Source organism: Pseudomonas sp. CCC3.1, from assembly GCF_034347405.1.
In the GTDB taxonomy this organism is placed as follows: Bacteria; Pseudomonadota; Gammaproteobacteria; order Pseudomonadales; family Pseudomonadaceae; genus Aquipseudomonas.
On sequence record NZ_CP133778.1, the window covers coordinates 5465326 to 5488951 of the forward strand.

General features: G+C 58.8%; 26 protein-coding genes. 8 read left to right on the forward strand and 18 right to left on the reverse strand.

The annotated features are described in order from the left end of the window. Window positions 1-139 precede the first annotated feature (139 nt). From RHM56_RS23980 to RHM56_RS24010, 7 genes are all read right to left on the reverse strand, one after another. Complete coding sequence (locus RHM56_RS23980; RefSeq protein WP_322236705.1) at window positions 140-766, reverse strand: ABC-type transport auxiliary lipoprotein family protein; 627 nt, start codon at window positions 764-766, stop codon at window positions 140-142. After that, window positions 763-1701, reverse strand: coding sequence for an MlaD family protein (locus RHM56_RS23985; RefSeq protein ID WP_322236707.1), 939 nt, complete (start codon window positions 1699-1701; stop codon window positions 763-765). The genes RHM56_RS23980 and RHM56_RS23985 overlap by 4 nt, the downstream gene beginning before the upstream one ends. Window position 1702: 1 nt before the next feature. Next, entirely contained in the window at window positions 1703-2506 is an 804-nt protein-coding gene (locus tag RHM56_RS23990) for an ABC transporter ATP-binding protein (RefSeq protein ID WP_322236709.1), read from the reverse strand. Next, window positions 2503-3633, reverse strand: coding sequence for an ABC transporter permease (locus RHM56_RS23995; RefSeq protein ID WP_322241854.1), 1131 nt, complete (start codon window positions 3631-3633; stop codon window positions 2503-2505). Before RHM56_RS23995 ends, RHM56_RS23990 begins: the two co-directional genes overlap by 4 nt. A 79-nt stretch (window positions 3634-3712) precedes the next feature. After that, the gene (locus RHM56_RS24000) at window positions 3713-4756 is read right to left on the reverse strand and encodes a DUF5924 family protein (protein ID WP_322236711.1); all 1044 of its coding nucleotides are present in this window, start codon (window positions 4754-4756) and stop codon (window positions 3713-3715) included. Window positions 4757-4931: 175 nt separating this feature from the next. Further along, window positions 4932-5597: a fumarylacetoacetate hydrolase family protein gene (locus RHM56_RS24005; protein ID WP_322236713.1), complete on the reverse strand. Its 666-nt coding sequence runs from the start codon at window positions 5595-5597 to the stop codon at window positions 4932-4934. Between the two features lie 111 nt (window positions 5598-5708). Further along, entirely contained in the window at window positions 5709-7103 is a 1395-nt protein-coding gene (locus tag RHM56_RS24010; protein WP_322236715.1) for an FAD-binding oxidoreductase, read from the reverse strand. 206 nt (window positions 7104-7309) lie between these two features. Between RHM56_RS24010 and serA the strand changes: the two genes are divergently transcribed. Continuing rightward, a complete protein-coding gene (serA, locus tag RHM56_RS24015) occupies window positions 7310-8539 on the forward strand; it encodes a phosphoglycerate dehydrogenase (protein WP_322236717.1) in 1230 nt (409 codons plus the stop codon). A gap of 60 nt (window positions 8540-8599) precedes the next feature. On the opposite strand, the gene RHM56_RS24020 is transcribed toward serA, so the two are convergent. Next, entirely contained in the window at window positions 8600-9025 is a 426-nt protein-coding gene (locus RHM56_RS24020) for a DUF4399 domain-containing protein (protein ID WP_322236719.1), read from the reverse strand. A 139-nt stretch (window positions 9026-9164) separates the two neighbouring features. Here RHM56_RS24020 and RHM56_RS24025 point away from each other — a divergent pair, with 139 nt between their 5' ends. After that, window positions 9165-9653 (forward strand): transporter substrate-binding domain-containing protein, encoded by a 489-nt coding sequence (locus tag RHM56_RS24025; protein WP_322236722.1) that lies wholly within the window; start codon window positions 9165-9167, stop codon window positions 9651-9653. 117 nt (window positions 9654-9770) lie between these two features. Here the strand turns inward: RHM56_RS24025 and RHM56_RS24030 are convergent, their stop codons facing one another. The 3 genes from RHM56_RS24030 to RHM56_RS24040 form a co-directional block, all read right to left on the reverse strand. Beyond that, entirely contained in the window at window positions 9771-10973 is a 1203-nt protein-coding gene (locus tag RHM56_RS24030; RefSeq protein WP_416194929.1) for a c-type cytochrome, read from the reverse strand. Between the two features lie 63 nt (window positions 10974-11036). Continuing rightward, entirely contained in the window at window positions 11037-12821 is a 1785-nt protein-coding gene (locus RHM56_RS24035) for a GMC family oxidoreductase (RefSeq protein ID WP_322236726.1), read from the reverse strand. A 2-nt stretch (window positions 12822-12823) separates the two neighbouring features. Continuing rightward, window positions 12824-13570 carry a gluconate 2-dehydrogenase subunit 3 family protein gene (locus RHM56_RS24040; RefSeq protein WP_322236728.1) on the reverse strand — a complete coding sequence of 249 codons (747 nt, stop codon included), beginning with the start codon at window positions 13568-13570 and terminating at the stop codon, window positions 12824-12826. A gap of 297 nt (window positions 13571-13867) precedes the next feature. Between RHM56_RS24040 and RHM56_RS24045 the strand changes: the two genes are divergently transcribed. Then, entirely contained in the window at window positions 13868-14506 is a 639-nt protein-coding gene (locus RHM56_RS24045) for a dual specificity protein phosphatase family protein (protein WP_322236729.1), read from the forward strand. A 36-nt stretch (window positions 14507-14542) separates the two neighbouring features. Here the strand turns inward: RHM56_RS24045 and RHM56_RS24050 are convergent, their stop codons facing one another. Continuing rightward, a complete protein-coding gene (locus tag RHM56_RS24050; protein WP_322236731.1) occupies window positions 14543-15586 on the reverse strand; it encodes an aminopeptidase in 1044 nt (347 codons plus the stop codon). A gap of 331 nt (window positions 15587-15917) precedes the next feature. Here RHM56_RS24050 and RHM56_RS24055 point away from each other — a divergent pair, with 331 nt between their 5' ends. Beyond that, entirely contained in the window at window positions 15918-16334 is a 417-nt protein-coding gene (locus RHM56_RS24055) for a hypothetical protein (protein WP_322236733.1), read from the forward strand. A 3-nt stretch (window positions 16335-16337) separates the two neighbouring features. On the opposite strand, the gene RHM56_RS24060 is transcribed toward RHM56_RS24055, so the two are convergent. Further along, window positions 16338-16571 (reverse strand): DUF1161 domain-containing protein, encoded by a 234-nt coding sequence (locus RHM56_RS24060; RefSeq protein ID WP_322236736.1) that lies wholly within the window; start codon window positions 16569-16571, stop codon window positions 16338-16340. A 139-nt stretch (window positions 16572-16710) separates the two neighbouring features. Beyond that, entirely contained in the window at window positions 16711-17142 is a 432-nt protein-coding gene (locus tag RHM56_RS24065) for an OsmC family protein (protein ID WP_322236738.1), read from the reverse strand. A 213-nt stretch (window positions 17143-17355) separates the two neighbouring features. On the opposite strand from RHM56_RS24065, the gene RHM56_RS24070 reads away from it, so the two are divergent. Beyond that, window positions 17356-18360 carry an LLM class flavin-dependent oxidoreductase gene (locus RHM56_RS24070; RefSeq protein WP_322236740.1) on the forward strand — a complete coding sequence of 335 codons (1005 nt, stop codon included), beginning with the start codon at window positions 17356-17358 and terminating at the stop codon, window positions 18358-18360. A 78-nt stretch (window positions 18361-18438) separates the two neighbouring features. Here RHM56_RS24070 and RHM56_RS24075 read toward each other — a convergent pair whose 3' ends face one another. Together RHM56_RS24075 and RHM56_RS24080 are read right to left on the reverse strand one after the other, a co-directional pair. After that, window positions 18439-18663: a DUF1161 domain-containing protein gene (locus tag RHM56_RS24075; protein ID WP_322236742.1), complete on the reverse strand. Its 225-nt coding sequence runs from the start codon at window positions 18661-18663 to the stop codon at window positions 18439-18441. A gap of 121 nt (window positions 18664-18784) precedes the next feature. Continuing rightward, window positions 18785-19000, reverse strand: a complete 216-nt coding sequence (locus tag RHM56_RS24080) for a dodecin (protein WP_019409237.1) — start codon at window positions 18998-19000, stop codon at window positions 18785-18787. A 156-nt stretch (window positions 19001-19156) separates the two neighbouring features. Here RHM56_RS24080 and RHM56_RS24085 point away from each other — a divergent pair, with 156 nt between their 5' ends. Beyond that, the gene (locus RHM56_RS24085; RefSeq protein WP_322236744.1) at window positions 19157-19483 is read left to right on the forward strand and encodes a DUF883 family protein; all 327 of its coding nucleotides are present in this window, start codon (window positions 19157-19159) and stop codon (window positions 19481-19483) included. Here RHM56_RS24085 and RHM56_RS24090 read toward each other — a convergent pair. Continuing rightward, complete coding sequence (locus RHM56_RS24090) at window positions 19480-20376, reverse strand: LysR family transcriptional regulator (RefSeq protein WP_322236746.1); 897 nt, start codon at window positions 20374-20376, stop codon at window positions 19480-19482. The two genes, RHM56_RS24085 and RHM56_RS24090, sit on opposite strands and share 4 nt — an antisense overlap. A 113-nt stretch (window positions 20377-20489) precedes the next feature. On the opposite strand from RHM56_RS24090, the gene trpB reads away from it, so the two are divergent. Continuing rightward, entirely contained in the window at window positions 20490-21710 is a 1221-nt protein-coding gene (gene trpB, locus RHM56_RS24095) for a tryptophan synthase subunit beta (protein WP_322236748.1), read from the forward strand. Next, entirely contained in the window at window positions 21710-22516 is an 807-nt protein-coding gene (gene trpA, locus RHM56_RS24100) for a tryptophan synthase subunit alpha (RefSeq protein ID WP_322236750.1), read from the forward strand. The genes trpB and trpA overlap by 1 nt, the downstream gene beginning before the upstream one ends. 181 nt (window positions 22517-22697) lie before the next feature. Here trpA and epsC read toward each other — a convergent pair whose 3' ends face one another. Continuing rightward, a complete protein-coding gene (gene epsC, locus RHM56_RS24105) occupies window positions 22698-23624 on the reverse strand; it encodes a serine O-acetyltransferase EpsC (RefSeq protein WP_322236752.1) in 927 nt (308 codons plus the stop codon). Between the last annotated feature and the right edge of the window lie 2 nt (window positions 23625-23626).

A 23626-nucleotide genomic window follows, 5' to 3' on the forward strand; every position in this document is an offset into this window, starting at 1 on the left:
CCATGGATTCTGAGGGCTATTTAAGCAAACACGGACCCTGTAGGAGCGAGCTTGCCTCGCGATCTTTTAACCGATCAAAAGATCGCGAGGCAAGCTCGCTCCTACCGGTTTCAGGTACACCCTGAGGATAAGGGCGCTTTTAGCGTTGTGTCTGCCCTTGCTGCAACACCCACTGCACCACTTGCGGCATCAGGGTGTCAGTCGCTTGTCCAAACCCCGCCACAACCCCCGGGACCAATGGATTCGTCAGCGGCTGGCGCACTTCGAAGCGCTTGGAGCCAATGATCCGTTGGTCGCTGGAACGCACCAGTCGGGCGTTGTATTGCACGATAACTTCCGGGCTTTTGCCGTTGTAATGGGTCTGGAACGCCAACAGCTCGCCGCCTAACTCGTAATCGGACTGCAAGTTGCTGTCGTCGGTGCTCAAGGCTTTGATTCGACCGTCTTGCAAGAAGGCATCCAGCAATCGATTGCGCAGCAGCGCCGGGGCCGGGTCGCTCCAGCGCGCACCCTTGTAGTTACTGACCAGGTTGCCCTCGGGTATCACGGCAATGTTCTGGCTGTTGAGCGCGTTGCTGGCCATCGGCTTGTCCAGACGCAGTGACCACGTGACTGGCGCGCCTTGGCTGGCAGCAATCGGCGTTTGTGCGTCAGGCAACCGATACACATCAACGACCTCAGGCTTGGGCAAAATCGAGCAAGCGCTGATCAGGCTCAGGCTGGCGGCCAGGAGGAGGGAGCCTGCCAGGCGAAAAGTAAGGGTCATGGCGTGAATTCCTTGTTCTGCTCGCGGCCCAGCAAGTAACCGCTCGGGTTGGCTTCCAGACGCCGCGAAATGCCCCGCAGCGTGCCGAGGGTTTCGCGCAGCTCATTGACCGCAGGGCCTAGCTGATTAAGGCCTTGCAGCCCGCTGTTGAGCGAGTCCTGGTTGTTGTTGATCAACGTGTTGATGGTCGCGGTGCTGTGCTCCAGCGACTTCATGGCTTGCTCGGCGCTGGTGAACATTTGCTTGCCCTGGTCATTGAGCAAGCCGTTGGCGTTACGCATCAGCGCAGTGGTTTGCTCAAGCGTTGTGGAGGCTTGTTTGCCCACCTGTGACAGCTGCTTGAGGGTTTGGGCAATGTCCCCGCGCTGGCTGGAAATCGCCGTGGTGGTTTGCTCAAGGTTATCCAGGGTTTTGCTCACACGGTCGACGTTCTCAGGAGAGAACAGCTGATTGGCGTTGTGCAGCAATACGTTGATGTTGGCCAGCATGTCGTTGCCATCGGTCAGCAGTCGGGCAATCGGGGAGGGTGCGGCCACAATGACCGGCAGCTTGCCGTCTTTACCCGTGAGCATCGGGCTGCTCGGGTCGCCGCCACTGAGCTGGATGATCGAGGTGCCCGTCACGCCGGTCAGCGCGAGCTTGGCCTTGGTGTCGACCTTGACCGGAGTGCCCGCCGCCAGGCGAATACGCGCCAGCACGCGACGCGGGTCTTTGTCGTCCAGACGCAATTCGATCACGTCACCGACCTTGATCCCGTTGTATTGCACCGAGCTGCCTTTGGACAAGCCACTGACCGCCTCGTTGAACACCACTTCGTAGTCCTTGAACGTGTTGTCCATGCTCGATTTGGCCAGCCACAGGCCAAACAGCATGGCCCCGACGACGACCAACACGCTGAGCAGGCCGATCAATACATGATGGGCACGGGTTTCCATGTTATTGCTCCTTACACTGGGTTGCCGCTTCATACGCGGCGCGGCCACGGGGGCCATGGAAATACTCATGAATCCACGGGTCGTCGAAATCTTCGACTTCGGTGATAGGCGCTGCCACCAACACCCGTTTTTGCGATAACACCGCCACCCGATCAGTGATGGTGTACAGCGTGTCGAGGTCATGGGTGACCAGAAACACGCTCAAACCCAACGCATCACGCAGGGTCAGAATCAGTTGGTCGAACGCCGCCGCGCCAATCGGGTCGAGCCCGGCAGTGGGTTCGTCAAGAAACAGAATATCCGGGTCCAGCGCCAGTGCACGGGCCAGTGCGGCGCGCTTGATCATCCCGCCAGACAGCGCCGAGGGGTACTTGTCGGCAGCCGACAGCGGCAGCCCGGCCAATGCCAGCTTGACGCACGCCAGGTGCTCGGCGTCGGGGCGGCTTAGCCCGGCGTGCTCGATCAAGGGCAGGGCGATGTTCTCTGTCACCGTCAGCGAGGAAAACAGTGCGCCTTGTTGAAACAGCACGCCAAAGCGCCGTTCAATCAGCGAACGCTCGGCTTCATGCAGGCTGAGCAAGTCTTTGCCGAACACCCGCACTTCGCCTTCACTGGGCCGACGCAGGCCAACAATGCTGCGCAACAGCACCGATTTACCCGTGCCAGAACCGCCGACCACGCCGAGAATTTCACCTTTGTACACATCCAGGTCGAGGTTCTCGTGCACGCTTTGGCTGCCGAAGCGATTACACAGGCCGCGTACTTCGATTACCGCCTCGCGGGGCGCCTTTGTAGGAGTACTCACCAGCCCATCTCCATAAAGAACAACGCGGCCACGGCGTCGAGGAGGATCACGATAAAGATCGACTGCACCACGCTGGAGGTGGTGTGTGCGCCCACCGACTCAGCGCTGCCGCTGACTTTAAAGCCCTCAAGGCAGCCGACAGCTGCGATCAGAAAGGCAAAGAAGGGGGCTTTGGCCATGCCTACCAGAAAATTTTTGACCCCGATGTCGGAGTGCAGCATCGAAATAAACATGTCCGGGGAGATGCCGATTGATACAACGCACACCACCGCGCCGCCGAGAATGCCGGCCATCATGGCGACAAAGGTCAGCAGCGGCAGGGCGATCAACAGCGCCAGCACCCGTGGCAATACCAGCAAATCCATCGGATCGAGGCCCAGTGTGCGGATCGCATCGATTTCTTCGTTGGCCTTCATTGAGCCGATCTGGGCGGTAAAGGAACTGGCCGTACGGCCCGCCATCAGGATGGCAGTGAGCAACACGCCAAACTCACGCAGAAATGAAAACGCCACCAGGTCGACGGTGTAAATGCCCGCGCCAAAGTTGGCCAGCACCGTGGCCCCCAAAAACGCCACCACGGCGCCCACCATGAAGGTCAGCAGCGCCACAATGGGCGCGGCGTTAAGGCCGATTTGCTCGATTTGTGCCACCACCGGGGTGATGCGCCATTGCTTGGGACGAAAGAGATTGCGGGCCAGGGTTTGCAGGATCACCCCGATAAACCCCAGCAGTTGCAGCGTGTCTTGCCATAACTTATTGACCGAGCAGCCGATGCGACTCAGCAATTGGATGCCGAGGTTCACTTCGACAGCTTTAACCGGCACACAGAAGTCGCGCATGGAGGAATAAACGGTTTGCAGCAAGGCGCGATCAGCGGCGGGGAGTTTGGTTGCGGAGTCGGCCAGTTGGGCGACGCGTTCGGCGCCCAGCAGTTCGACCAGCAGCGACGCACCCGCGGTGTCGAGCCGAGAGACGTCATCGAGGTCAATCAGGGTGCCAGCGTCGTACTTGCCCGCGAGCTGTTCGGTCAGCAATTTTAGCCGGGCATAGTTGACCAGCGTCCATTGGCCACTGATTTTCAGCCGCGCCGGATTGCTTGACGTGTCTAGTTGGGCATCGCCCGCCATGGCAGTGATAGTCGTAGGCTCCATGCTCAGTACGCTTAAACGCAGACCTTATGTAATAGCACACTCTTGTAAAAGTGTTTCAGTTTGCCTGCACATCGGTCGCGGGGGATTGATCTGTGTCGGTAACGTCGAAGCGCAGCACACCAATCATTTGCCCGTCCTCGGTCAAAACCTGCACTTGCCAGCGTCCGACCGAGTTGGGCGGGAAGTTCAGCTTGTGGGTCCAGGCCCGGTAGCCTTCCTTGCGCCCGCCGCGAATATCCAGGGCAATACGATCAACGGCTTGGCCGTTGAGTTTCCAGACGTGGTAAATCCGTTCGTTCAGGCCGCGCGGGGCATTGATAGAGGTGTAGGCATAAAGGCCATTGCTGCGCAGTTGATTGACGCTGATCTGCTCGATGCTCTCGCCTGGTGTGCGGCCTTGCAACTGAGTCGTTACTGCCACTTCGGTCATCCACAGCGTCGCGGGCGGCACCCACGAGCGCAGCAGCCAGCCCGTGCCGCCCAACGCGAGGACGATCAGTGGCAGTATCAGCCAGCCGCGCCAGGTTTTGAGCGGCAGGCTGACCGCCATGCTGGGGATGGAAAGCAGCACAGCGGCGCCCAGCGCCAGTTTGTAGCTCTCGGCGGTGGTCAGGTTGAGGATGATCGGCAGCGCAGTCAGCAGCGCCGCAAACAAGGCCAACGTGTGCATGCCCAAGTACAGCCAGCGGCGTGGGGCCAGCCATTTGTAATACAGCGGGTCAGTGATGGTCACCAGCGCGGCGGCACCGAGCAGGCCAGTAAACACCAATTGGCCGCTGTTCCAGGTGGTGGTGACAAAGAAGAAGGGCAGGACGAAAAACAGGCTTTCTTGATGGATCATCTGCGTTGCATAACGCAGCAGAGGCGGGGGGATTTCGCGTTTGAACACCCGGGCGAACCATTGGGTCAGGGTGTTTTCGAGCATCAACCAGACCCAGCTCACCAGCAGGATCACGGCGATCCAGCGGGCCATGCCTTGTTGGCGGTCCACCAGAATAAAACTGCCCACCCCCGAGCAAAAGCCGAACAGCGCGATCAGCCCTGGATAGCGCTTCATCAACTCAAGGATGCGCTGTACGTAGTGGTTCCAGTTTGGCATTCGGTGGTTCACATTCTGCGTAGGAAAAATCCAAGACAGAATAACGGTTTAGCGGGGTTGGCGTCCGGGTTGATTGCCCGGCGGTGATCCCATCGCGGGCAAGCCCGCTCCCACAAGGTCAGATCAACCTGTGGGAGCGGGCTTGCCCGCGATAAGGTCGGCGCGGTTTTATGGATTAGCGCACGCTGCTTTGGAAGCGGCTCACGTCTGTCAGTTCCAGCACCAGCTCGTCGCCCACGTTCAGCGGGCCAACACCGACCGGGGTGCCGGTCATGATCACGTCGCCCGCTTGCAGCGAGAAGCACGCAGCCATGTGCTGAATCATCGGCACAATCGGGTTGAGCATCAGGGCGCTGTTGCCGTCCTGACGTACTTCGCCGTTGATGGTCAGGCGAATGCCGATGTCGGTCAGATCAGTGAAGGTGCAGCTCGGCACAAACGGAGCCAGCACGCAGGCGCCGTCGAACGATTTGGCGATTTCCCACGGCAGGCCCTTGCTCTTGAGCTCGGATTGCTTATCGCGCAGGGTCAGGTCCAGGCCCGGGGCGAAACCGGAGATCGCGTCCAGCACTTCTTCACGGGTCGGGTTGTTCGACAGCGGTTTTCCGAGCAGCACCGAGATTTCTGCTTCGTAATGCACCGAGCCGCGCTCGGTTGGAATCGCAAACCCGCCTTCGGCTGCGACCACGCAACTGCCTGGCTTGATAAACAGTAACGGTTCAGTCGGGATCGGGTTATCCAGCTCTTTTGCGTGCTCGGCGTAGTTACGGCCGATGCACACCACTTTGCCCATAGGAAAGTGAATCCGGGTACCGTCGACATATTGGTGCTGATAGCTCATGAATCGACTCCGCTGGGGGTTGCTGACTGTGTAGGAGCGAGCTTGCCTCGCGATCTGTTGATCGTTAAAAGCTCGCGAGGCAAGCTCGCTCCTACAGGTTTTGGGGGTTAGTTAAACCGCAAAAATCTTGCCGGGGTTCATGATGCCGTTGGGGTCGAACACGGCCTTGAGCGCTTTCATGTATTCGATCTCAACCGGCGAGCGGCTGTAGGTCAAGTAATCGCGCTTGGTCATGCCCACGCCATGCTCGGCAGAGATCGAGCCGTTGTACTTCTGAACGGTTTCAAATACCCACTTGTTGACCGTCGCGCACTTGGCGAAGAACTCGTCCTTGCTCAGGGCGTCCGGCTTGAGGATGTTCAAGTGCAGGTTGCCGTCGCCAATGTGGCCGAACCAGACGATTTCGAAGTCCGGGTAGTATTCGCCGACAATCGCGTCAATTTCTTTCAAGAAAGCCGGTACTTTCGACACGGTGACCGAGATGTCGTTTTTGTACGGCGTCCAGTGCGAGATGGTCTCGGAGATGTATTCGCGCAGTTTCCACAGGTTTTGCAGCTGGGTTTCGCTCTGGCTCATCACGCCGTCCAGCACCCAGCCTTGTTCCACGCAGTGCTCGAAGGTTTCCAGCGCGGCAGTGGCCACTTCTTCCGTGGTCGCTTCAAATTCCAGCAGCGCGTAGAACGGGCAGTCGGTCTCAAACGGAGAAGGTACGTCGCCACGGCCCATGACTTTAGCCAGCGCCTTGTCGGAGAAGAACTCAAACGCCGTCAGATCAAGCTTGTTCTGGAACGCGTGCAGCACCGGCATGATCGAGTCGAAGTCAGCCGTGCCCAGCACCATCGCCGTCAGGTTTTTCGGCGCGCGATCCAGGCGCATGGTCGCTTCCACCACAAAACCCAACGTGCCTTCGGCGCCGATAAACAGCTGGCGCATGTCATAGCCGGTAGCGTTTTTGATCAGGTCTTTGTTCAGTTCCAGCACATCGCCCTTGCCGGTCACGACTTTCATGCCCGCGACCCAGTTGCGGGTCATGCCATAGCGAATCACCTTGATCCCGCCAGCGTTGGTACCGATGTTGCCGCCAATCTGGCTAGACCCTGCCGAGGCGAAGTCCACCGGGTAGTACAGACCGTTTTCTTCGGCCAGATTTTGCAGGTGCTCAGTGACCACGCCCGGCTGGCAGACCGCCGTGCGGTCCGTGAGGTTGATGTCCAGCACCTGGTTCATGTAATCGAATGACACCACCACTTCGCCATTCGCCGCCACGGCCGCCGCCGACAGGCCGGTACGGCCACCCGATGGCACCAGCGCGACCTTGTGGGCGTTGGCCCACAGCACGATGGCTTGCACTTGTTCAGTGGTTTTCGGGAACACAATGGCAATCGGGGCAGGGGCGAAGTGCTTGGTCCAGTCCTTGCCGTAAGCATTAAGGGAGTCGGCGTCGGTCAAAACCTTGCCAGGCTCAACCAGGGTCTTCAGCTCATCAATCACGGCAGGATGGGTCATCAACAGAACTCTCGAACAATTCATGGTCATCCTGAGAACGCTTCACGTCGCAGGAATGGGTGTTTAGCGGGGCGCTTATGCTAGCATACGACCCCCCCGTAGAATCGAGCCGTAGGACGATTCTCGGCGCCGGTCTTCACGCCGGCCAGGTCAGCTCAGGCTGTCCATTCCCTGCCATTTTTTCTCTGGGACACAGGTTTACGCAGATGAGCAAGACTTCTCTCGATAAGAGCAAGATCAAGTTCCTTCTTTTAGAAGGCGTCCACCCATCGGCTGTTGAAGTACTGAAGTCTGCTGGTTACACCAGTATCGAGTACATCACTAGCTCCTTGCCTGAAGCCCAGCTGAAGGAAAAGATCGCTGATGCCCACTTTATCGGCATCCGTTCTCGTACCCAGCTGACCGAAGAAGTGTTCGACTGCGCCAAGAAACTGGTCGCTGTTGGTTGTTTCTGCATCGGCACCAACCAGGTCGATCTCAACGCTGCTCGCGAGCGCGGCATCGCTGTATTCAACGCCCCTTACTCCAACACCCGTTCGGTGGCCGAGTTAGTGCTGGCTGAAGCGATCCTGTTGCTGCGTGGCATCCCTGAGAAGAACGCTTCCTGCCACCGTGGTGGCTGGATCAAAAGCGCGGCCAATTCCTTCGAAATCCGCGGCAAGAAGCTGGGCATCGTGGGTTACGGTTCGATCGGTACTCAGCTGTCGGTACTGGCTGAAGGTCTGGGCATGCAGGTGTTCTTCTATGACACCGTGACCAAACTGCCATTGGGCAACGCGACTCAGGTTGCCAACTTGCACGACCTGTTGGGCATGTCCGACATCGTGACGTTGCACGTACCTGAAACCGCCGCCACCCAATGGATGATCGGCGAGAAAGAAATCCGCGCCATCAAAAAGGGCGGCATTCTGATCAACGCCGCACGTGGCACCGTGGTTGAACTGGACGCCCTGGCTGACGCGATCAAGGACAAGCACCTGATCGGCGCCGCTATCGACGTATTCCCGGTTGAGCCGCGTTCCAACGACGACGTGTTCGAAAGCCCGCTGCGTGGCCTGGACAACGTGATCCTGACCCCGCACATCGGTGGTTCGACTGCTGAAGCCCAAGCCAACATCGGCCTGGAAGTAGCAGAAAAACTGGTCAAGTACAGCGACAACGGCACGTCCGTATCGTCCGTGAACTTCCCGGAAGTGGCCCTGCCGGCTCACCCTGGCAAGCACCGTTTGCTGCACATCCACGAGAACATTCCGGGTGTGATGAGCGAGATCAACAAGATCTTCGCTGAAAACGGGATCAACATCTCCGGTCAGTTCCTGCAAACCAACGAAAAAGTGGGTTATGTCGTGATCGACGTCGACGCCGAGTCTTCCGACCTGGCGCAGGCGAAGCTGCAAACCATCAACGGCACTATCCGTTGCCGCGTGTTGTTCTAAGACCCGCGTGAATAAAAAAGGGAGACCCTTGGGTCTCCCTTTTTTATGCGCCTTGAAAACTTACTTCACATTCACGGTGATTTTCTTCGACACGATCACTGGGTCAAACGCTTGGTGGCCGGTGTCACCCAGTTCTAACTGCAAGGTATGTTTGCCTGGCGTCAGGGTGAGTTCGGTTTCAGTCTGTGCCTTGCCGAAGTGCACGTGCTGAGCATCGGCCGGAATGACCTGACCCGGAGCAATCGGTTGGTCGACGTCGATCAGCAAGTGGTGGTGGCCAGAGTGCGGGGACACATCGCCAGCGGGCTTGAGGTCGATGCCTTCAATGCCGAACTTGACGGTGAAGGTTTTATCCACCGTGGCGCCATCAGATGGGGAAATAATGGACACTTTTGCGCCTTCGGGGGCTGGAGTGGCAGCAAAGGCCATGACCGAAGCGCCCATCAACACAGAAGCCAACGCAACACGAGACAGTAGGGTTTTCATTTTTTCTCCAGTTTTTTCGCTAATTCTGTAGGGTTACGACAACTTTCAGATGATTTGCTGTCCAACGCCGCAACAGACCAACATAAAGCAAAGCGGACGCCAAGTGCGAATCGCTTGCAACAAGATCAAAGGAGTGACCATGCGTTTTTTGCCGGGCCTGATGCTTCTATTGCCATTGGCGAGTCCTATTGTTCACGCCGAACTGATTGATGACGTTAACGACCGTGGCGAGTTGCGCATCGCCGTTGAGGGCAACTTGCCGCCTTTCAGCTTCAAGCAACAAGACGGGCATTTAACCGGTTTTGACGTCGAACTGGGCGAGTTGCTGGCTCAGGAGCTTGAAGTGCATCCGTCCATCCTCGTCACGGACAGCAACGACGTATTGCCGGGGGTTGAAAGCGGCAAGTTCGACGTTGCAATCAATCACATCGCTTTGACTCCCGAACTTCAGGATCGGTTCGATTTCAGCGAACCTTATTTAGCCTCGCCCACACTGGCGATCCCTTTTCAGAAAGGCAACCCGGCGTTTCAGGGCAGCCTGGACAAAGCCTTGCAGCGCATCAAGGCGGATGGCCGTTTGGCCGCGTTGTCCGAGAAGTGGCTGGAGATGGACGCTACGGATCAATAGACCGTTGCGGGGGCATGATTTAAGCGAACGCGGATCCTTGTAGGAGCGAGCTTGCCTCGCGATCTTTTGATCGTTAAAAGATCGCGAGGCAAGCTCGCTCCTACGCGGTCAAGTGCTTTACTCGCGTAATCCCTTCACGTCCGCAGGCTTCACGTCAGAGCCTTTATTGCCCCAGCTGGTGCGGATGAAATTGACCACATCGGCCACTTCCTGATCCGACAGCCGCCAGTCAAAGCCCGGCATGGTAAAGGTCGATGGCGCGGTATGCGTCGCAGGCAATGTCCCACCTTTAAGCACGATATGAATCAGCGACGTCGGGTCATCTGACTGCAACACCGGGTTGCCCGCCAACGCCGGGAATACGCGGGTGTAGCCGTGACCATCGGTGCGATGGCAGGCCGCGCAGTTGTCGATGTACACCGCCGCGCCACGCTTGCTGTCGTCACCGTTCCATAGGGCGTCGGCGACCGTCGGGTCGTATTGATGCGGTGTGTCGCTTGAGTCGACCGCAGGCAAGGTCTTCAAGTAGCGAGCGATAGCTGTCAGGTCAGCGTCGGACATGTATTGCATGCTATGCACGATCACATCACTCATGCCGCCGAACACGGCGCTGCGATCACTGCGGCCGGTCTTGAGAAACTGCACCAGCTGCTCTTCGCTCCAGCTGCCAAGACCGTCCTTGTGGTCGCCGCGCAGGTTCTTGGCGATCCAGCCTTCCAGCGGTGCGCTGCCCGACAGGAATGTGCTGCCGTCAGCCGCGCTCAGCGCTTTTTCCTGCATGGTCAGCGCCCGTGGCGTGTGGCAGGCGCCGCAATGCCCAAGGCCTTCCACCAGGTACGCACCACGACTCACCACCGGATTTTGCCCCAGCACAGGCGTGAAGTCGGCCACCGCCGGGGCAAAGGTCCAGCGCCACATCGCCAACGGCCAGCGCATGCTCAACGGCCACGGAATATCGACCGCTTTATTCGCTTGGGCGACCGGCTTTACGCCCTGCATGAAGTAGGCATACAGCGCCTGCATATCGGCCTGGTTGACCCGTGCGTAAGACGGATACGGCATGGCCGGGTACAGCGTGCTGCCGTTTTTGGCGACGCCATGGCGCACGGCCTTGTCGAAATCGTCAAAGCTGTAGGCACCGATCCCGGTTGGGTCCGGCGTGATATTGGTCGAGTAAATCATGCCGATCGGGGTTTCCATCGGCAGACCACCGGCAAACGGCTTGCCGCCCTTGGCCGTGTGACACGCCACACAGTCCCCGGCACGCGCCAGGTATTCGCCTTGTTTGATCAGCGCGGGCTGATCGACGTCGGCGGCCATCACCGAAAAACTGCCCAGCAAGGCCAGGGTCGCGATAACTACTGCTTTCATGGTCATCGCTCCTTATGCCTGAACCAGCGGGCCGGGGTTTTTCAGGTACTGCTCGCGGATCGCTCTGGCCGACCAGTAGGTCAACGCCGCCACAAGACCGGTCGGGTTGTAACCCAAGCCCTGCGGAAAGGCTGAAGCGCCCGGCACAAACACGTTGTGCACGTCCCACGATTGCAGGTAACGGTTCAGCGCACTGGTTTTCGGGTCGGTGCCCATGATCGCGCCGCCATTGAGGTGAGTGGTCTGGTAGGACGCGGTGTTGAAATGCTCGCCGACTTTTTTACCCAGCAGGGCAATGGCTTTGGGGTTCATCGCTTCGGCGATCTTGCCCATTTTTTCCATCATGAAACGGTTCATCTTGATGTCGTTTTCTTGCCAGTCGAAGGTCATGCGCAATAGTGGCTGGCCGTAGGCATCGCGATACACCGGGTCGAGATCCAGGTAGTTGCCCCGGTAGGATTGATGCGCGCCGTGGGCGTCCATCGACACTTGGTGGGTGTAGTAATCGGCCGTGGCTTTTTTCCAGGCGCTGCCCCATGCCGGAGTGCCGGGCGGGTTGGACGTGCCGGCAATCGGGCGGCTGCCCGCCTGGTTGACCCACATCGGCGAACCACCCACAAAGCCATGCGGCCCGTGGTCAAAGTTGTCGGCGTTGAAATCATCAATCGCCACGCCATTTCCGCCCGCGCCGATAAAGTTGTTGGTGTGCACCTCTTTATCGAAGTAGGCCTTGATGGTGCCCATGTTCTGGTAGGCGAAGTTTTTGCCGACCACGCCTTCACCGGTTTTCGGGTCGTACGGCTTGCCGATGCCCGAAAGCAGCATCAAACGTACGTTGTGAAACTGGAACGCACCCAAAATCACCAAGTCGGCCGGTTGTTCGATTTCACGGCCCAGCGCGTCGATGTATGTCACGCCGGTGGCTTTGCTTTTGGTGCTGTCCAGATTGACCCGGATCACATGGGCGTCAGGGCGCAGCTCAAAGTTCGGCAACGGTTTGAGTGCTGGCAAGATGTTCACGTTGGGCGAGGCTTTGGAATACATGTAGCAGACATAACCGCTGCAAAAGCCGCAGAAGTTGCACGGCCCCATTTGCGCGCCATACGGGTTGGTGTACGGCCCCGACGTGTTGGCGGACGGCAGGTTGTAGGGCTTGTAACCCACCTCATTGGCCGCCTTCTGAAACAACTGTGCAGACACGGTGTTCTTCTGCGACTCCAGCGGGAAGTGGTTGGAGCGATCTGGCGCGTACGGGTTGCCGCCACGGCCTTCGCCGACCAATTGACCGTTGACGGTCCAGGCCTGACCCGAGGTGCCGAAGACTTTTTCAGCGTAATCAAAGAACGGCTCCAGCTCTTCATAGCTCACGCCGAAGTCCTGGATGGTCATGTCCTTGGGGATAAAGTTTTTGCCGTAACGCTCTTCGTAATGGCTGCGAATGCGCAGCTCAATCGGATCAACCCGAAAATGCACGCCCGACCAGTGCAACCCTGCGCCGCCCACCCCGTTGCCAGGCAAGAAGGCGCCCAGTTGGCGATTCGGCAAGGCCACGTCATTGACGCTGTGGCGAATGGTCACGGTTTCTTTCGATACATCCTGAAAGAGCTTTTTACGCACGCTGTAGGTGAGTTCGTCGATCACCTGTGGATAGTTGCCGTCCGGGTAGGTGTCCTGCATCGGGCCACGTTCAAGGGCCACAACATTCAGACCGGCTTCGGTCAGCTCTTTGGCCATGATCGCGCCGGTCCAGCCGAAACCAACGATCACTGCATCTACTTTTTTCATAACGGTCGACATGCTCAAGCCCTCTCGCCGCGGATGGAAACTGCCGGGAAGGGGTATTGCTCGTTGCGTTCAACCCAGTCCATGAAGTCGGCGCGGGCGCCGGGAAAGCCGATCATGGTCCAGCCGACCATGCCTTTGTTGCCGCCGTGGATCGGGTCGCAAAAGAACCCTTCCTTGGTGTTTTGCAGCAAGAAACTGAAAAACATCTTGGGCGGGACGTTCTCGAATTGCGGGGTCCCGGCTTCCAGTTGTTTAAGCACTTCGTCTCGGGTAGCGCTGTCTAGCCCAGCAAATGTTGAGTTATAGGCCTTTTTGCACAGTGCCTCCGTGGCGGCAATACCCAGGCGGTAGATCTGTTTGGGCACCAGTTTGCTCTGCCAGCCCATCTCGGGCGCCGCATCGGCATTGAACGGGCCTTGCATGAACCAGAGTGCGCCGCTGGCGTATGGCGTGTGCATTTGACGGTCGATGTATTCCGGGACGCCCGCTTCCAGGGCGCCAGGGCCTTGTTCGTCGGCGGGGATCAAGCGCGCCACGGCGGCGTTCAGGAATGCCCACTCTTCAGCGGTGAAATACGTCGGCTCATAGGGTGCGGCAGGGGAAGACGTGCGCCCCGCAGGTTCAGTCGCAGCTGGGGCGGCCGCAGCCGGTGTGGCCATTAGTACAGAACCGCCGAGGCCGGTGCTGGCCACGGTAACCACCGGAATCAGGGTCAGGGTTTTGCGCAAAAACTCACGCCGCGGGTTGTCTTGTTCAGACATGGGAGGGGCACCTCTTCAGACATTCACGGGTAGCAGTTGCTCAATGGCAACTTTCGTTTTGGCAGCGACAAGCGTCGCAGATGACCTAAAAAAACAGGGTGCAGCAATCAATGGTTACAAATACTAGCAGGTCAGACGCTGAGCTGAACCGATTCATGCGTAATTTTGTCGCACGTGAACACGCTGTTCGGGTTGACGCATCACGAATTTTTGACAATTGGCTCACACAGTTTTGATCCGTCTTAACTCAACCTAACGTCACATCCTGAAACTCTCTGTCCTAGTGGTCGAACTGACATGCCGAAAGCCCGGTTTTTTCCTGCTCTGTGCCTGACATTACTAGCGGCTCTCGCGCTGCCACAGGTTCAGGCCGATGACCTCTCCGTGGCGCGCCCGGCGCAATGGGCCCAGCCTGTTGATGCACAGTACAACCTGTATCAAATGTCACCCACGCTGTATCGCAGCGCCTTGCCCGACAGCGAAGCCCAGCCTTTGCTGGAAAAACTTCACATCGGCACCGTGATCAACTTTTTGCCGGAAGCCGATAGCACCTGGTTGAAAACCCCGGGTGTCACGCAAATTCAATTGCCGTACCGCACCAACCATGTGGATGACGCAGACGTACTGGCCGCCTTGCGCGCCATTCAGACCGCACAAGCCCAAGGCCCGGTGCTGATGCACTGCAAGCACGGTTCGGATCGCACAGGCTTGATGTCTGCGATGTACCGCGTGGTGGTAGAGGACTGGAGCAAAGAAGACGCCCTCAAGGAAATGACTCAGGGCGGTTTCGGCCAGAGCACTCACTTCGTGGATGGCGCCAACTACATGAAAAAAGCGGACATCCCTGCACTGCGCGCAGCCCTGAGCAGCGGCGCTTGCAGCACCAGCCCGTTTGCTTCTTGTGTGGTGAAAAACTGGTTCTCGGGCAAGGCCTGACATTTCGCAGCGCTCGCGCGCTCAAGCCTTCAAACGTCAATCGGCCCACTGTCGCAAAGCCGCTTTACGTTGTAGCGGCGCGAGTTTGCCCAATTGCTCTACGTGGGTATAAAACACCGCCCAATCGTCGTTTGAGTGTTTAAACAACGCCGCAAAGGCGGGCACCCACTGGTCATACAAACCGAAGGGCAGCAGCTTGGCGTTGTTCATCGGCGAATTTACCCACGCGTCATAGCGATTGTTTCCGGCCCATTGCTGGTCGCGAAGCTCACGGTATTCGCGGCGCATTCGATCAAACTCTGCCGCTTTGCGCTGACGCATTTGCGTCGCCGTCAAAGGCTGCGCGTAGAGCTGTTGCAGGCGCTGGCGGGTGCTCAGCACCAAAGCAATAAACTGATCGCGTTGCGCCAGGCCATCGACACTGGCAGGCGGCAAGCCTTGGTAAGCGCGCCATTGGCGGGTGCCTTCCTGCTCCACAAAGCTGGCGAATGACTCATTGAACTCGGTGTCGTCCTTCACGTAGAAGCGCTGATGCGCCAGTTCATGAAAAATCAGCGTGGCCAGCCGCTCATCTCCCCAATGCAGCATGCTGTTAAGAATCGGGTCGTCAAACCAGCCCAAGGTGGAATAGGCCTCAACCCCGCTGACAAAGACATCCATGCCCTGCTGGCGCTTGAGGGCCGCATCGCCGCGGGCGCCGCCCTGTGCGTAATAACCTCGGTAGGCCACGCACCCGGCAACCGGGAAGCAATACGTGACCGGGTTGAGCGAAAACTCAGGCGTGGCAAACACATTCCACACCACGAAAGGCCGTTTAAGGTCGGCATACCGGCGATAGCTTTGGTTGTCGGGCAACAGCAACTGCTGGCTGGCAAAGGTGCGGGCGGCCTGAGACTTGGCCAGATGTTCGCGCAGGACGGGATCGCGTTGCGGGTCGGCGACCACCTTGGCCACGGGTTCGCGGGCCTGTAGCAGCTGCAACTGGCCTGTGACCAGTTGCGAGTAATAGCGCGCGCTTGAGCAGCCATTGAGCAGCGCCAACGTAACGAGGGTGAGCAGGCAACGGGTGATCAGCGGCATAGTGCGGTCCAGTGGGAGATTCTAGGGTGTGCAGCAAGCTGATTTCGTAGCAGTTGCCGAGCCTGCGAGGCTACGTCCGGCTGCGCAGCAGTCGTAGAATCAAGCGCAGCGGTATGTCAGTTAAACCCTGCGCTTAGGGTTTTACGATCGCTTCGCAATCGGACGTAGCCTCGCAGGTTCGGCAACTGCTACGCGTTCGCGCGCCATAGATCTGTGAGAGCAGCCGAAGGCTGCGATCTTACAACCCTCAGATCAAAACATCGCAGCCTTCGGCAGCGCCCACAGGCGGTGTGGCGCTATGCTTACGCTTCATCCCTGTGTGGAAGTCACCATGCGCACGTCTTTGCTGTTACTGATGGCCTGTCTGTTGAGCGCTTGCGCCAGCACGCCATTGCCGCCACACGATCCAAATATGGCGTGGGTCGATCTCGACACGCAAACCGGCAAGCTGGTCATGGCCGAGCGCCTGGATAATCAGCGCTTGAACGACGGCCGCTATTTTCAGGTAACGCCGGGCAGTCACGAGTTGATGGTGCGCTTTGATTACGAGGTGTTTATCGGCGGGATGGGGATGTTCAGCGAGCCGCAAGAACGGCTGTGCTACTTATCGGTCAATTACGCAGACTTTGAGCCCGGCCAACGCTACCGGTTGCAGGCTCGCTCGCTGGGCTTTAACGCCTACGCCCGGCTGTATAACGCCGAAGGCAAGGTGCTGGCCGAGGAGCGACTGGTTAACTGCCTGCCTTGAAACTCAGGTGTCGTTTTTCTGGTAGATGATCTTCTTGGTGCCGTTTTCGCACGAGCCGACCACCAGATTCTGATCGTGTACTTCGTCATTGGTCACGATTTCGAGCGTATAAGACGACACGTTGTTGGCTTGAATCTTGGTTTCGATTTCAGCCTTCAACTCTTCGCAGGGCTTGGGCGCGGCCAGCACCGAGGGGGTGAGGGCGCAAGCGATAACCGCTAAAGCAAAACGTTTCATGGTGAGACTCCCTTCATTCAGTACGCAACGTCAGGGTATGACGCCAGTGGCGATCATTCGATCACATTGTGTGCGATGTGCGAACTGTCCGGGCTAACGCCACCCCGCTCGTCGCGAGCGGGGCGTGCGGTTACTTCAATTACGCCACCAAGGTCGCGTCGAGGGTGATTTTAGCGTTCAGCACCTTGGACACCGGGCAGCCTTCTTTGGCCTTTGTGGTCAGCTCTGTAAATTGTTCCTGGCTCGCGCCCGGCACTTTGGCTTTGAGGATCAGATGCACCGCCGTGATCGCAAAACCGCCGTCTACCTGATCCAGCGTGACCTCGGCGGTGGTGTCGATGCTGTCAGCCTTGAGCCCGGCATCGCCCAGGATCATCGACAGCGCCATGGAAAAACACCCGGCATGCGCCGCGCCAATCAGTTCTTCAGGGTTGGTGCCCTTGCCGCCTTCAAAGCGTGCCTTGAAGCCATACGGAGCTTCACGCAGTACGCCGGTCTCAGTCGAGATGGAGCCAATGCCGGTCTTAAGGTCGCCTGCCCAATGAGCCGATGCTTTCTTTTTAATACTCATGCGTGCCTCCTGAAAACGGCGTGAAGGTTTCACGCCTGATGGGAGTTGTGAGAGTAGTTGGCTTCTGAAAGTTCAGCCTGTCGGACAAATCGCACTTTTTAGTAGTCCAAATCATCGATGCCATTGAAACTCGGGTATATGCCCATATTGCTGTAATCACTGGCGGGTTTTGGCGAGTGCCCAAATCTGCATCCCACTTGGAGTAGCCGGCTGATGAAACGCTTGTCTGATGTCAAATTCTCGACCCTCGATCTGGTGCCTGTGCGCGAAAACGGCAGCGCGGCCCAGTCGTTGCACAACTCGCTGGATTTGGCCCAACACGTCGAAAAGTTCGGCTATAACCGCTTTTGGGTGGCTGAACACCACAACATGGACGGCATCGCCAGTTCGGCCACGTCGGTCTTGATTGGCTATCTGGCCGGTGGCACGTCGACTATTCGCGTCGGCTCGGGCGGGGTGATGCTGCCCAACCATGCGCCGCTGGTGATTGCCGAGCAGTTCGGAACGCTCGAAAGCCTGTATCCGGGTCGCATCGATCTGGGCCTTGGCCGCGCGCCGGGCTCCGACCAGATGACCGCCCGCGCCCTGCGCCGTGAGCGCTCGGGCAGCGCCGATGACTTCCCGCAAGACGTGGCCGAACTGATGCGCTATCTGGGCCCGCGCACTCCGGATCAACGCGTGATCGCCATGCCCGGCACGGGCACCAACGTCCCGGTATGGTTGCTGGGTTCCAGTCTGTTCAGTGCACAACTGGCCGGTGAGCGCGGCTTGCCGTATGCCTTCGCCTCACATTTCGCCCCGCGCTTGATGCACGAAGCGATCCGCGTCTACCGCAATCACTTCAAGCCGTCGGCGGTACTCGACAAGCCGTACGTGATGCTGGGTGTGCCATTGGTCGCGGCCGATACCGATGAGCAGGCTGACTACCTGTCCACGTCCGTGTTGCAACGGATCCTGGCGCTGATGCGTGGGCAAAGCCTGGTGCAGCGCGCGCCGGTCAAGACCATGGACGGCCTGTGGTTGCCACACGAGAAAGAGGCGGTGATGAGCTTTTTGGGCCTGGCGATGATCGGCAGCCCGGAGAAAATCCGCGCCAAGCTGCAGGTTCTGGTTGAGCAGACTCAAGCCGATGAGCTGATCTTTACCTGTGACTTGTATGAGCATGCAGACCGCATTCACTCCTACGAACTGCTGTCGCAAGTCATGAAAGGGTCCTAAACCGCTTCTGTAGGAGCGAGCTTGTCTCGCGATCTTTTGATCATTGAAAAGATCGCGAGCAAGCCCGCTCCCACAGAATCAGCCGCGCTTGTAGACGATGTCTTTGGTGCCGCCTTCGCAGGAGCCCACGACTTTTCCGTCAGCCGAAGCGCCTTTGTCGACGACTTCCAGCGAGTAATGCGGGACGTTTTTGGCATCAATCTTCGCGGCGATTTCGCTTTTCAGTTCTTCGCAAGGCTTGCCCGCTGCGAAGGCAGTGCCTGCAAGACTCAGTAAACCTATAGCCACTAAAATCTTTTTCATCGGTCAGATCCCCAGATCAAAACAAAAAGGGTGCGACACGCTTGACCACGTCGCACCCAGACGGTGTAGCGGACTTTATGGCAAACGGCCAGTCCGTAAGTTCAAAAAGACGTTCTGTGTCTTAGCTGCTGGCAATCCGGAAACCGACCTTGAGCGTGACCTGGTAGTGCGCCACCTTGCCGTCTTTGATGTGCCCGCGGGTGTCGATGACTTCGAACCATTCCAGGTGCTTGATGCTTTTGTTGGCCTCGGCCAGTGCATTCGCGATGGCGTCTTCTATGCTGCTCGGGGACGAGCCTACGAGTTCGATTTTCTTGTAGGTGTGATGGTCAGACATAACGTTCTCCTTTTGTCGTAGATCAAAGCCTAGCAGCGAATCTGCTGAATACTTCGTGGGCTGTTCAAAAGGAAAAGTTCAGGTTTTTTGCACTTTTGAGAAACGCCGGAGTCGGACTTAACACGCACCCTCACTCATCAATGCAGGAGAGCCCTAATGGCTAGCAATTCTCTACGTAAAGCCTCATTGCAAAGCATGGAAGCAGAGATCGAGAGCCTGCTCAAGTCTCTGGAAAGCCTTAAGCACGACGCTTCAGACGAGTCCAAGAAAACCCTTGGTGCCCTCAAAAATAACGCTGAGAACGCACTGAAACACTCGCGCCACCTGCTCAGCGACGCGTACGAAGAAGTGAAAGACAAGACGCGCGAAACCGCGATTGCTACCCGTGAATACGCTCAAGAGCACCCGTATGCCACCGCAGGTGTTGCGATTGGCGCGCTGGGTCTGTTGGCTGCATTTGTCCTGTGCAAACGCGGCAACTAAACAGCGCCACGCGCAAGCTCAGCCTTGAGCCATTGCGCCAGTTGCCGAGCGCGCCCGTCTGCGGCGCGCTTGGGCAGCCATAACGCCAACTGCGCCGGGGTTTCCTTGAAGCCCCACGGCGCAGCCAGGCGTCCGGCCCGCAGGTCTTCAGCCACCAACGGCTCGGGGGCAATCGCCACCCCCAATCCCGCCACCGCTGCTTCGAGCAAGTAATACAAATGCTCAAAGCCTTGCCCGTATTTCAACGCCTTGGCATCGATAGCGTTTTGCTGTGCCCAGCTCGGCCACGCCTGTGGGCGCGAGGTGGTGTGCAGTAAAGGCTCATCTAGCAGGGCGCTGACGGGCGCCTGGCACAAGCGCGGGTAATGGGCGTAACGCGGGCTCAGCACCGGGCCGATGCGCTCGCTGGCCAATTCGTACACCTGCATGTCGGCGGGCCATGGCGGCTCGGCAAACACCAGCAGGGCGTCTAGCCCCGGGCGGCGCGGGTCCAGGTCACCTTCACCGGCCGATAAGTGCAGGCGCAGGTCTGGCAAGTCGGCATTCAAACGGCCCAGGCGCGGAATAAACCATCGCGCGAGCAAACTGCCCGAACAGCCGAGCACAAACGGCGCGTCGATATGGCTTTGCGTGAGTTCAGTGCATACGTTGCGCAAGCGGTCGAAGGCTTCAGCGCTGGCATCGCGCAGGCGAATACCGGCCTCTGTCAGCTTCAGACCGCGACCTTCCTTGACGAACAGACTCACGCCCAAGTGTTCTTCCAGCACTTTGAGTTGCCGACTAACGGCGCCGTGGGTGACGTTAAGCTGCTCAGCCGCCTGGCTGACGCTGTTCAGGCGGGCGGTGGCTTCGAACGCGCGCAGGGCGTTCAGAGGGGGAAGGTCGCGGTTCATGGTATCTGTGAGTTTTCCTGACAGGTTGCGGCGATCTTATCGGTTTTCATCCTGCGCTGTCGCGGGTAAAGTCAGGCCCATCGACCTTCGCACCTCTTTACCTGGAGCGTCACATGACTCAATCCACATTGCGTAACGGCCCGGACGACAATGGCCTGTTCGGCTCATTCGGCGGCCGTTACGTCGCTGAAACCCTGATGCCACTGATCCTTGACCTGGACCGTGAATACGAACTGGCCAAGACCGACCCTGAGTTCATCAAAGAGCTGGCCTACTTCCAGCGCGACTACGTGGGCCGTCCAAGCCCGCTGTACTTCGCCGAGCGCCTGACCGAATTCTGTGGTGGCGCCAAGATTTACCTCAAGCGCGAAGAGCTGAACCACACCGGCGCACACAAGATCAACAACTGCATCGGCCAGATCCTGCTGGCGCGGCGCATGGGCAAAAAACGCATCATCGCCGAGACTGGCGCAGGCATGCACGGCGTGGCGACGGCCACCGTGGCGGCGCGTTTTGGCCTGCAATGCGTGATCTACATGGGCACCACCGACATCGAGCGCCAACAGGCCAACGTGTTCCGCATGAAACTGCTGGGCGCCGAAGTGATCCCGGTCGTGGCTGGCACGGGCACCCTCAAGGACGCGATGAACGAAGCGTTGCGCGACTGGGTGACCAACGTCGACAGCACGTTCTACCTGATCGGCACCGTGGCCGGGCCACACCCTTACCCTGCGATGGTGCGCGATTTCCAGGCCGTGATCGGCAAGGAAACCCGCGACCAGATGCAAGCCCAGGAAGGCCGTCTGCCGGACAGCCTGGTGGCGTGCATCGGCGGCGGCTCCAACGCGATGGGCCTGTTCCATCCGTTTCTGGATGACACCAGCGTTGAGATCATCGGTGTTGAAGCGGCCGGTTACGGCATTGAAACCGGCAAACACGCGGCCAGCCTCAATGGCGGCGAGCCGGGCGTGTTGCACGGCAACCGGACGTTCCTGCTGCAAGACGACGATGGCCAGATCATCGACGCCCACTCCATCTCGGCGGGCCTCGACTATCCGGGCATTGGTCCGGAACACGCGTGGTTGCACGACATTGGCCGGGTTGAATACACCTCGGTGACTGACGAAGAAGCCCTCGATGCGTTCCACAAATGCTGCCGCCTTGAAGGCATCATCCCGGCCCTTGAAAGCGCCCACGCCCTGGCCGAAGTGTTCAAGCGTGCACCCACCCTGCCAGCCGATCACCTGATGGTGGTCAACCTCTCTGGCCGAGGTGACAAAGACATGCAAACCGTGATGCACCACGTCGAACAGTCCCAGCAGGAGAAACACTGATGAGCCGCCTGCAAACGCGTTTTACCGAACTCAAAGAACAGAACCGCGCCGCGCTGGTCACGTTCATCACCGCCGGTGATCCGGACTACGCCACCTCGCTGGCGATCCTCAAGGGCCTGCCTGCTGCGGGCGCTGACGTGATCGAGTTGGGCATGCCCTTCACCGATCCGATGGCGGATGGTCCGGCGATTCAGCTGGCCAACATTCGTGCGCTGGGTGCCAAACAGAATTTGGCGAAAACCCTGCAAATGGTCCGCGAGTTCCGTGAAGGCAACAGCGACACGCCGCTGGTGCTGATGGGCTACTTCAACCCGATCCACCATTACGGTGTGCCTACATTCATCGCCGAAGCCAAGGCGGCGGGCGTGGACGGCCTGATCGTGGTCGACATGCCGCCTGAGCACAACTCAGAACTGTGCGATCCGGCGCAAGCAGCAGGCTTGGACTTTATCCGCCTGACCACCCCGACCACCGACGACGTGCGCTTGCCTAAAGTGCTCAATGGCAGCTCGGGCTTCGTGTACTACGTGTCGGTGGCTGGCGTGACGGGTGCAGGTTCTGCGACCACCGAACAAGTGAGCGAAGCGATTGCGCGACTGCGTCGTCACACCGACTTGCCGATCAGCGTAGGTTTCGGGATTCGCACCCCGGAGCAAGCGGCCGCCATTGCGCGACTCGCGGACGGTGTAGTGGTGGGCTCGGCGTTGATCGACAAGATTGAAAATGCCGCCACGCCTGAGCAGGCAGTGGATGGCGTGCTGAGCTTGTGCGCGGCACTGGCAGAAGGCGTGCGTACCGCGCGCTAGAGCGCCGTACACAATTACGAAGCCTCGTAGCAGTTGCCGAGCTCTGCGAGGCTACGTCCGGCTGCGCAGCAGTCGTAGAATCAAGCGCTGCGGTATGTCAGTTAAACCCTGCGCTTAGTGTTTACGATCGCTTCGCAATCGGACGTAGCCTCGCAGGCTCGGCAACTGCTACGAAATCCTCTTACTTCTGTGTCCCGTCATCGTGTTGCAGGTTGGCCTGGGTCAGGTTGCAACCCGCTGGCACGCTGCGCGTCAGCCAGACGTTACCGCCAATGGTCGAACCCTTGCCGATGGTGATGCGCCCCAGAATGGTCGCCCCGGCGTAGATCACCACGTCGTCTTCAACAATCGGGTGGCGCGGGTGGCCTTTTTGCAGTTGGCCAGATTCGTCCGCCGGGAAGCGTTTGGCGCCCAAGGTCACTGCCTGGTAGATACGCACACGTTCGCCGATGATCGCGGTTTCACCAATCACTACGCCTGTTCCATGGTCGATAAAGAAGCTGCGGCCAATCTGCGCGCCAGGGTGGATGTCGATACCCGTGGATGAGTGCGCGATTTCAGCGCTGATGCGCGCCAGCAACGGCAACCCGGCACGGTACATGTGGTGCGCCAGTCGGTGATGGATCACCGCCAGGATGCCCGGGTAGCACAACAGCACTTCATCAACACTGCGCGCCGCCGGGTCGCCGTGGTAGGCGGCCAGTACGTCGGTGTCGAGGATGCTGCGCAGGCGTGGCAAGGCCAGGGCAAAGTCCTGGATCAAAATGGTCGCCGTGGCATCGACGCCGTCATCGGGCAGACCCGCCTGGCGCGCGGCATAGCGCAGTTCCAGGCGGGCCTGAGCCAGCAGCGCGTTGAGCGCTACGTCCAAGGTGTGACCAACGTAGAAGTCTTCGCTCTCTTCGCGAAGGTCGACCGGGCCCAGGCGCATCGGGAACAACGCGCCGCACAGGGCTTCAAGAATCTCGGCCATCGCGGCACGTGACGGCAGCTCACGGCCTCCCAACTCACCGCTGACCCGCCCGTTTTGCGTCCGCCACTGATTACGGGCGGTGCGCAACTGGCTGACGATGGTTTGCAATTGCCAAGGATTGGAACGATCACTCACGA

Bases quoted from the DNA above. Each gene is read 5' to 3' on its own strand.
- RHM56_RS23980 (WP_322236705.1), bottom strand. From the start codon at position 766: ATGACCCTTACTTTTCGCCTGGCAGGCTCCCTCCTCCTGGCCGCCAGC.
- RHM56_RS23985 (WP_322236707.1), bottom strand. From the start codon at position 1,701: ATGGAAACCCGTGCCCATCATGTATTGATCGGCCTGCTCAGCGTGTTG.
- RHM56_RS23995 (WP_322241854.1), bottom strand. From the start codon at position 3,633: ATGGCGGGCGATGCCCAACTAGACACGTCAAGCAATCCGGCGCGGCTG.
- RHM56_RS24000 (WP_322236711.1), bottom strand. From the start codon at position 4,756: ATGCCAAACTGGAACCACTACGTACAGCGCATCCTTGAGTTGATGAAG.
- RHM56_RS24005 (WP_322236713.1), bottom strand. From the start codon at position 5,597: ATGAGCTATCAGCACCAATATGTCGACGGTACCCGGATTCACTTTCCT.
- RHM56_RS24010 (WP_322236715.1), bottom strand. From the start codon at position 7,103: ATGACCCATCCTGCCGTGATTGATGAGCTGAAGACCCTGGTTGAGCCT.
- serA (WP_322236717.1), top strand. From the start codon at position 7,310: ATGAGCAAGACTTCTCTCGATAAGAGCAAGATCAAGTTCCTTCTTTTA.
- RHM56_RS24020 (WP_322236719.1), bottom strand. From the start codon at position 9,025: ATGAAAACCCTACTGTCTCGTGTTGCGTTGGCTTCTGTGTTGATGGGC.
- RHM56_RS24025 (WP_322236722.1), top strand. From the start codon at position 9,165: ATGCGTTTTTTGCCGGGCCTGATGCTTCTATTGCCATTGGCGAGTCCT.
- RHM56_RS24030 (WP_416194929.1), bottom strand. From the start codon at position 10,973: ATGGCCGCCGACGTCGATCAGCCCGCGCTGATCAAACAAGGCGAATAC.
- RHM56_RS24035 (WP_322236726.1), bottom strand. From the start codon at position 12,821: ATGTCGACCGTTATGAAAAAAGTAGATGCAGTGATCGTTGGTTTCGGC.
- RHM56_RS24040 (WP_322236728.1), bottom strand. From the start codon at position 13,570: ATGTCTGAACAAGACAACCCGCGGCGTGAGTTTTTGCGCAAAACCCTG.
- RHM56_RS24045 (WP_322236729.1), top strand. From the start codon at position 13,868: ATGCCGAAAGCCCGGTTTTTTCCTGCTCTGTGCCTGACATTACTAGCG.
- RHM56_RS24050 (WP_322236731.1), bottom strand. From the start codon at position 15,586: ATGCCGCTGATCACCCGTTGCCTGCTCACCCTCGTTACGTTGGCGCTG.
- RHM56_RS24055 (WP_322236733.1), top strand. From the start codon at position 15,918: ATGCGCACGTCTTTGCTGTTACTGATGGCCTGTCTGTTGAGCGCTTGC.
- RHM56_RS24060 (WP_322236736.1), bottom strand. From the start codon at position 16,571: ATGAAACGTTTTGCTTTAGCGGTTATCGCTTGCGCCCTCACCCCCTCG.
- RHM56_RS24065 (WP_322236738.1), bottom strand. From the start codon at position 17,142: ATGAGTATTAAAAAGAAAGCATCGGCTCATTGGGCAGGCGACCTTAAG.
- RHM56_RS24070 (WP_322236740.1), top strand. From the start codon at position 17,356: ATGAAACGCTTGTCTGATGTCAAATTCTCGACCCTCGATCTGGTGCCT.
- RHM56_RS24075 (WP_322236742.1), bottom strand. From the start codon at position 18,663: ATGAAAAAGATTTTAGTGGCTATAGGTTTACTGAGTCTTGCAGGCACT.
- RHM56_RS24080 (WP_019409237.1), bottom strand. From the start codon at position 19,000: ATGTCTGACCATCACACCTACAAGAAAATCGAACTCGTAGGCTCGTCC.
- RHM56_RS24085 (WP_322236744.1), top strand. From the start codon at position 19,157: ATGGCTAGCAATTCTCTACGTAAAGCCTCATTGCAAAGCATGGAAGCA.
- RHM56_RS24090 (WP_322236746.1), bottom strand. From the start codon at position 20,376: ATGAACCGCGACCTTCCCCCTCTGAACGCCCTGCGCGCGTTCGAAGCC.
- trpB (WP_322236748.1), top strand. From the start codon at position 20,490: ATGACTCAATCCACATTGCGTAACGGCCCGGACGACAATGGCCTGTTC.
- trpA (WP_322236750.1), top strand. From the start codon at position 21,710: ATGAGCCGCCTGCAAACGCGTTTTACCGAACTCAAAGAACAGAACCGC.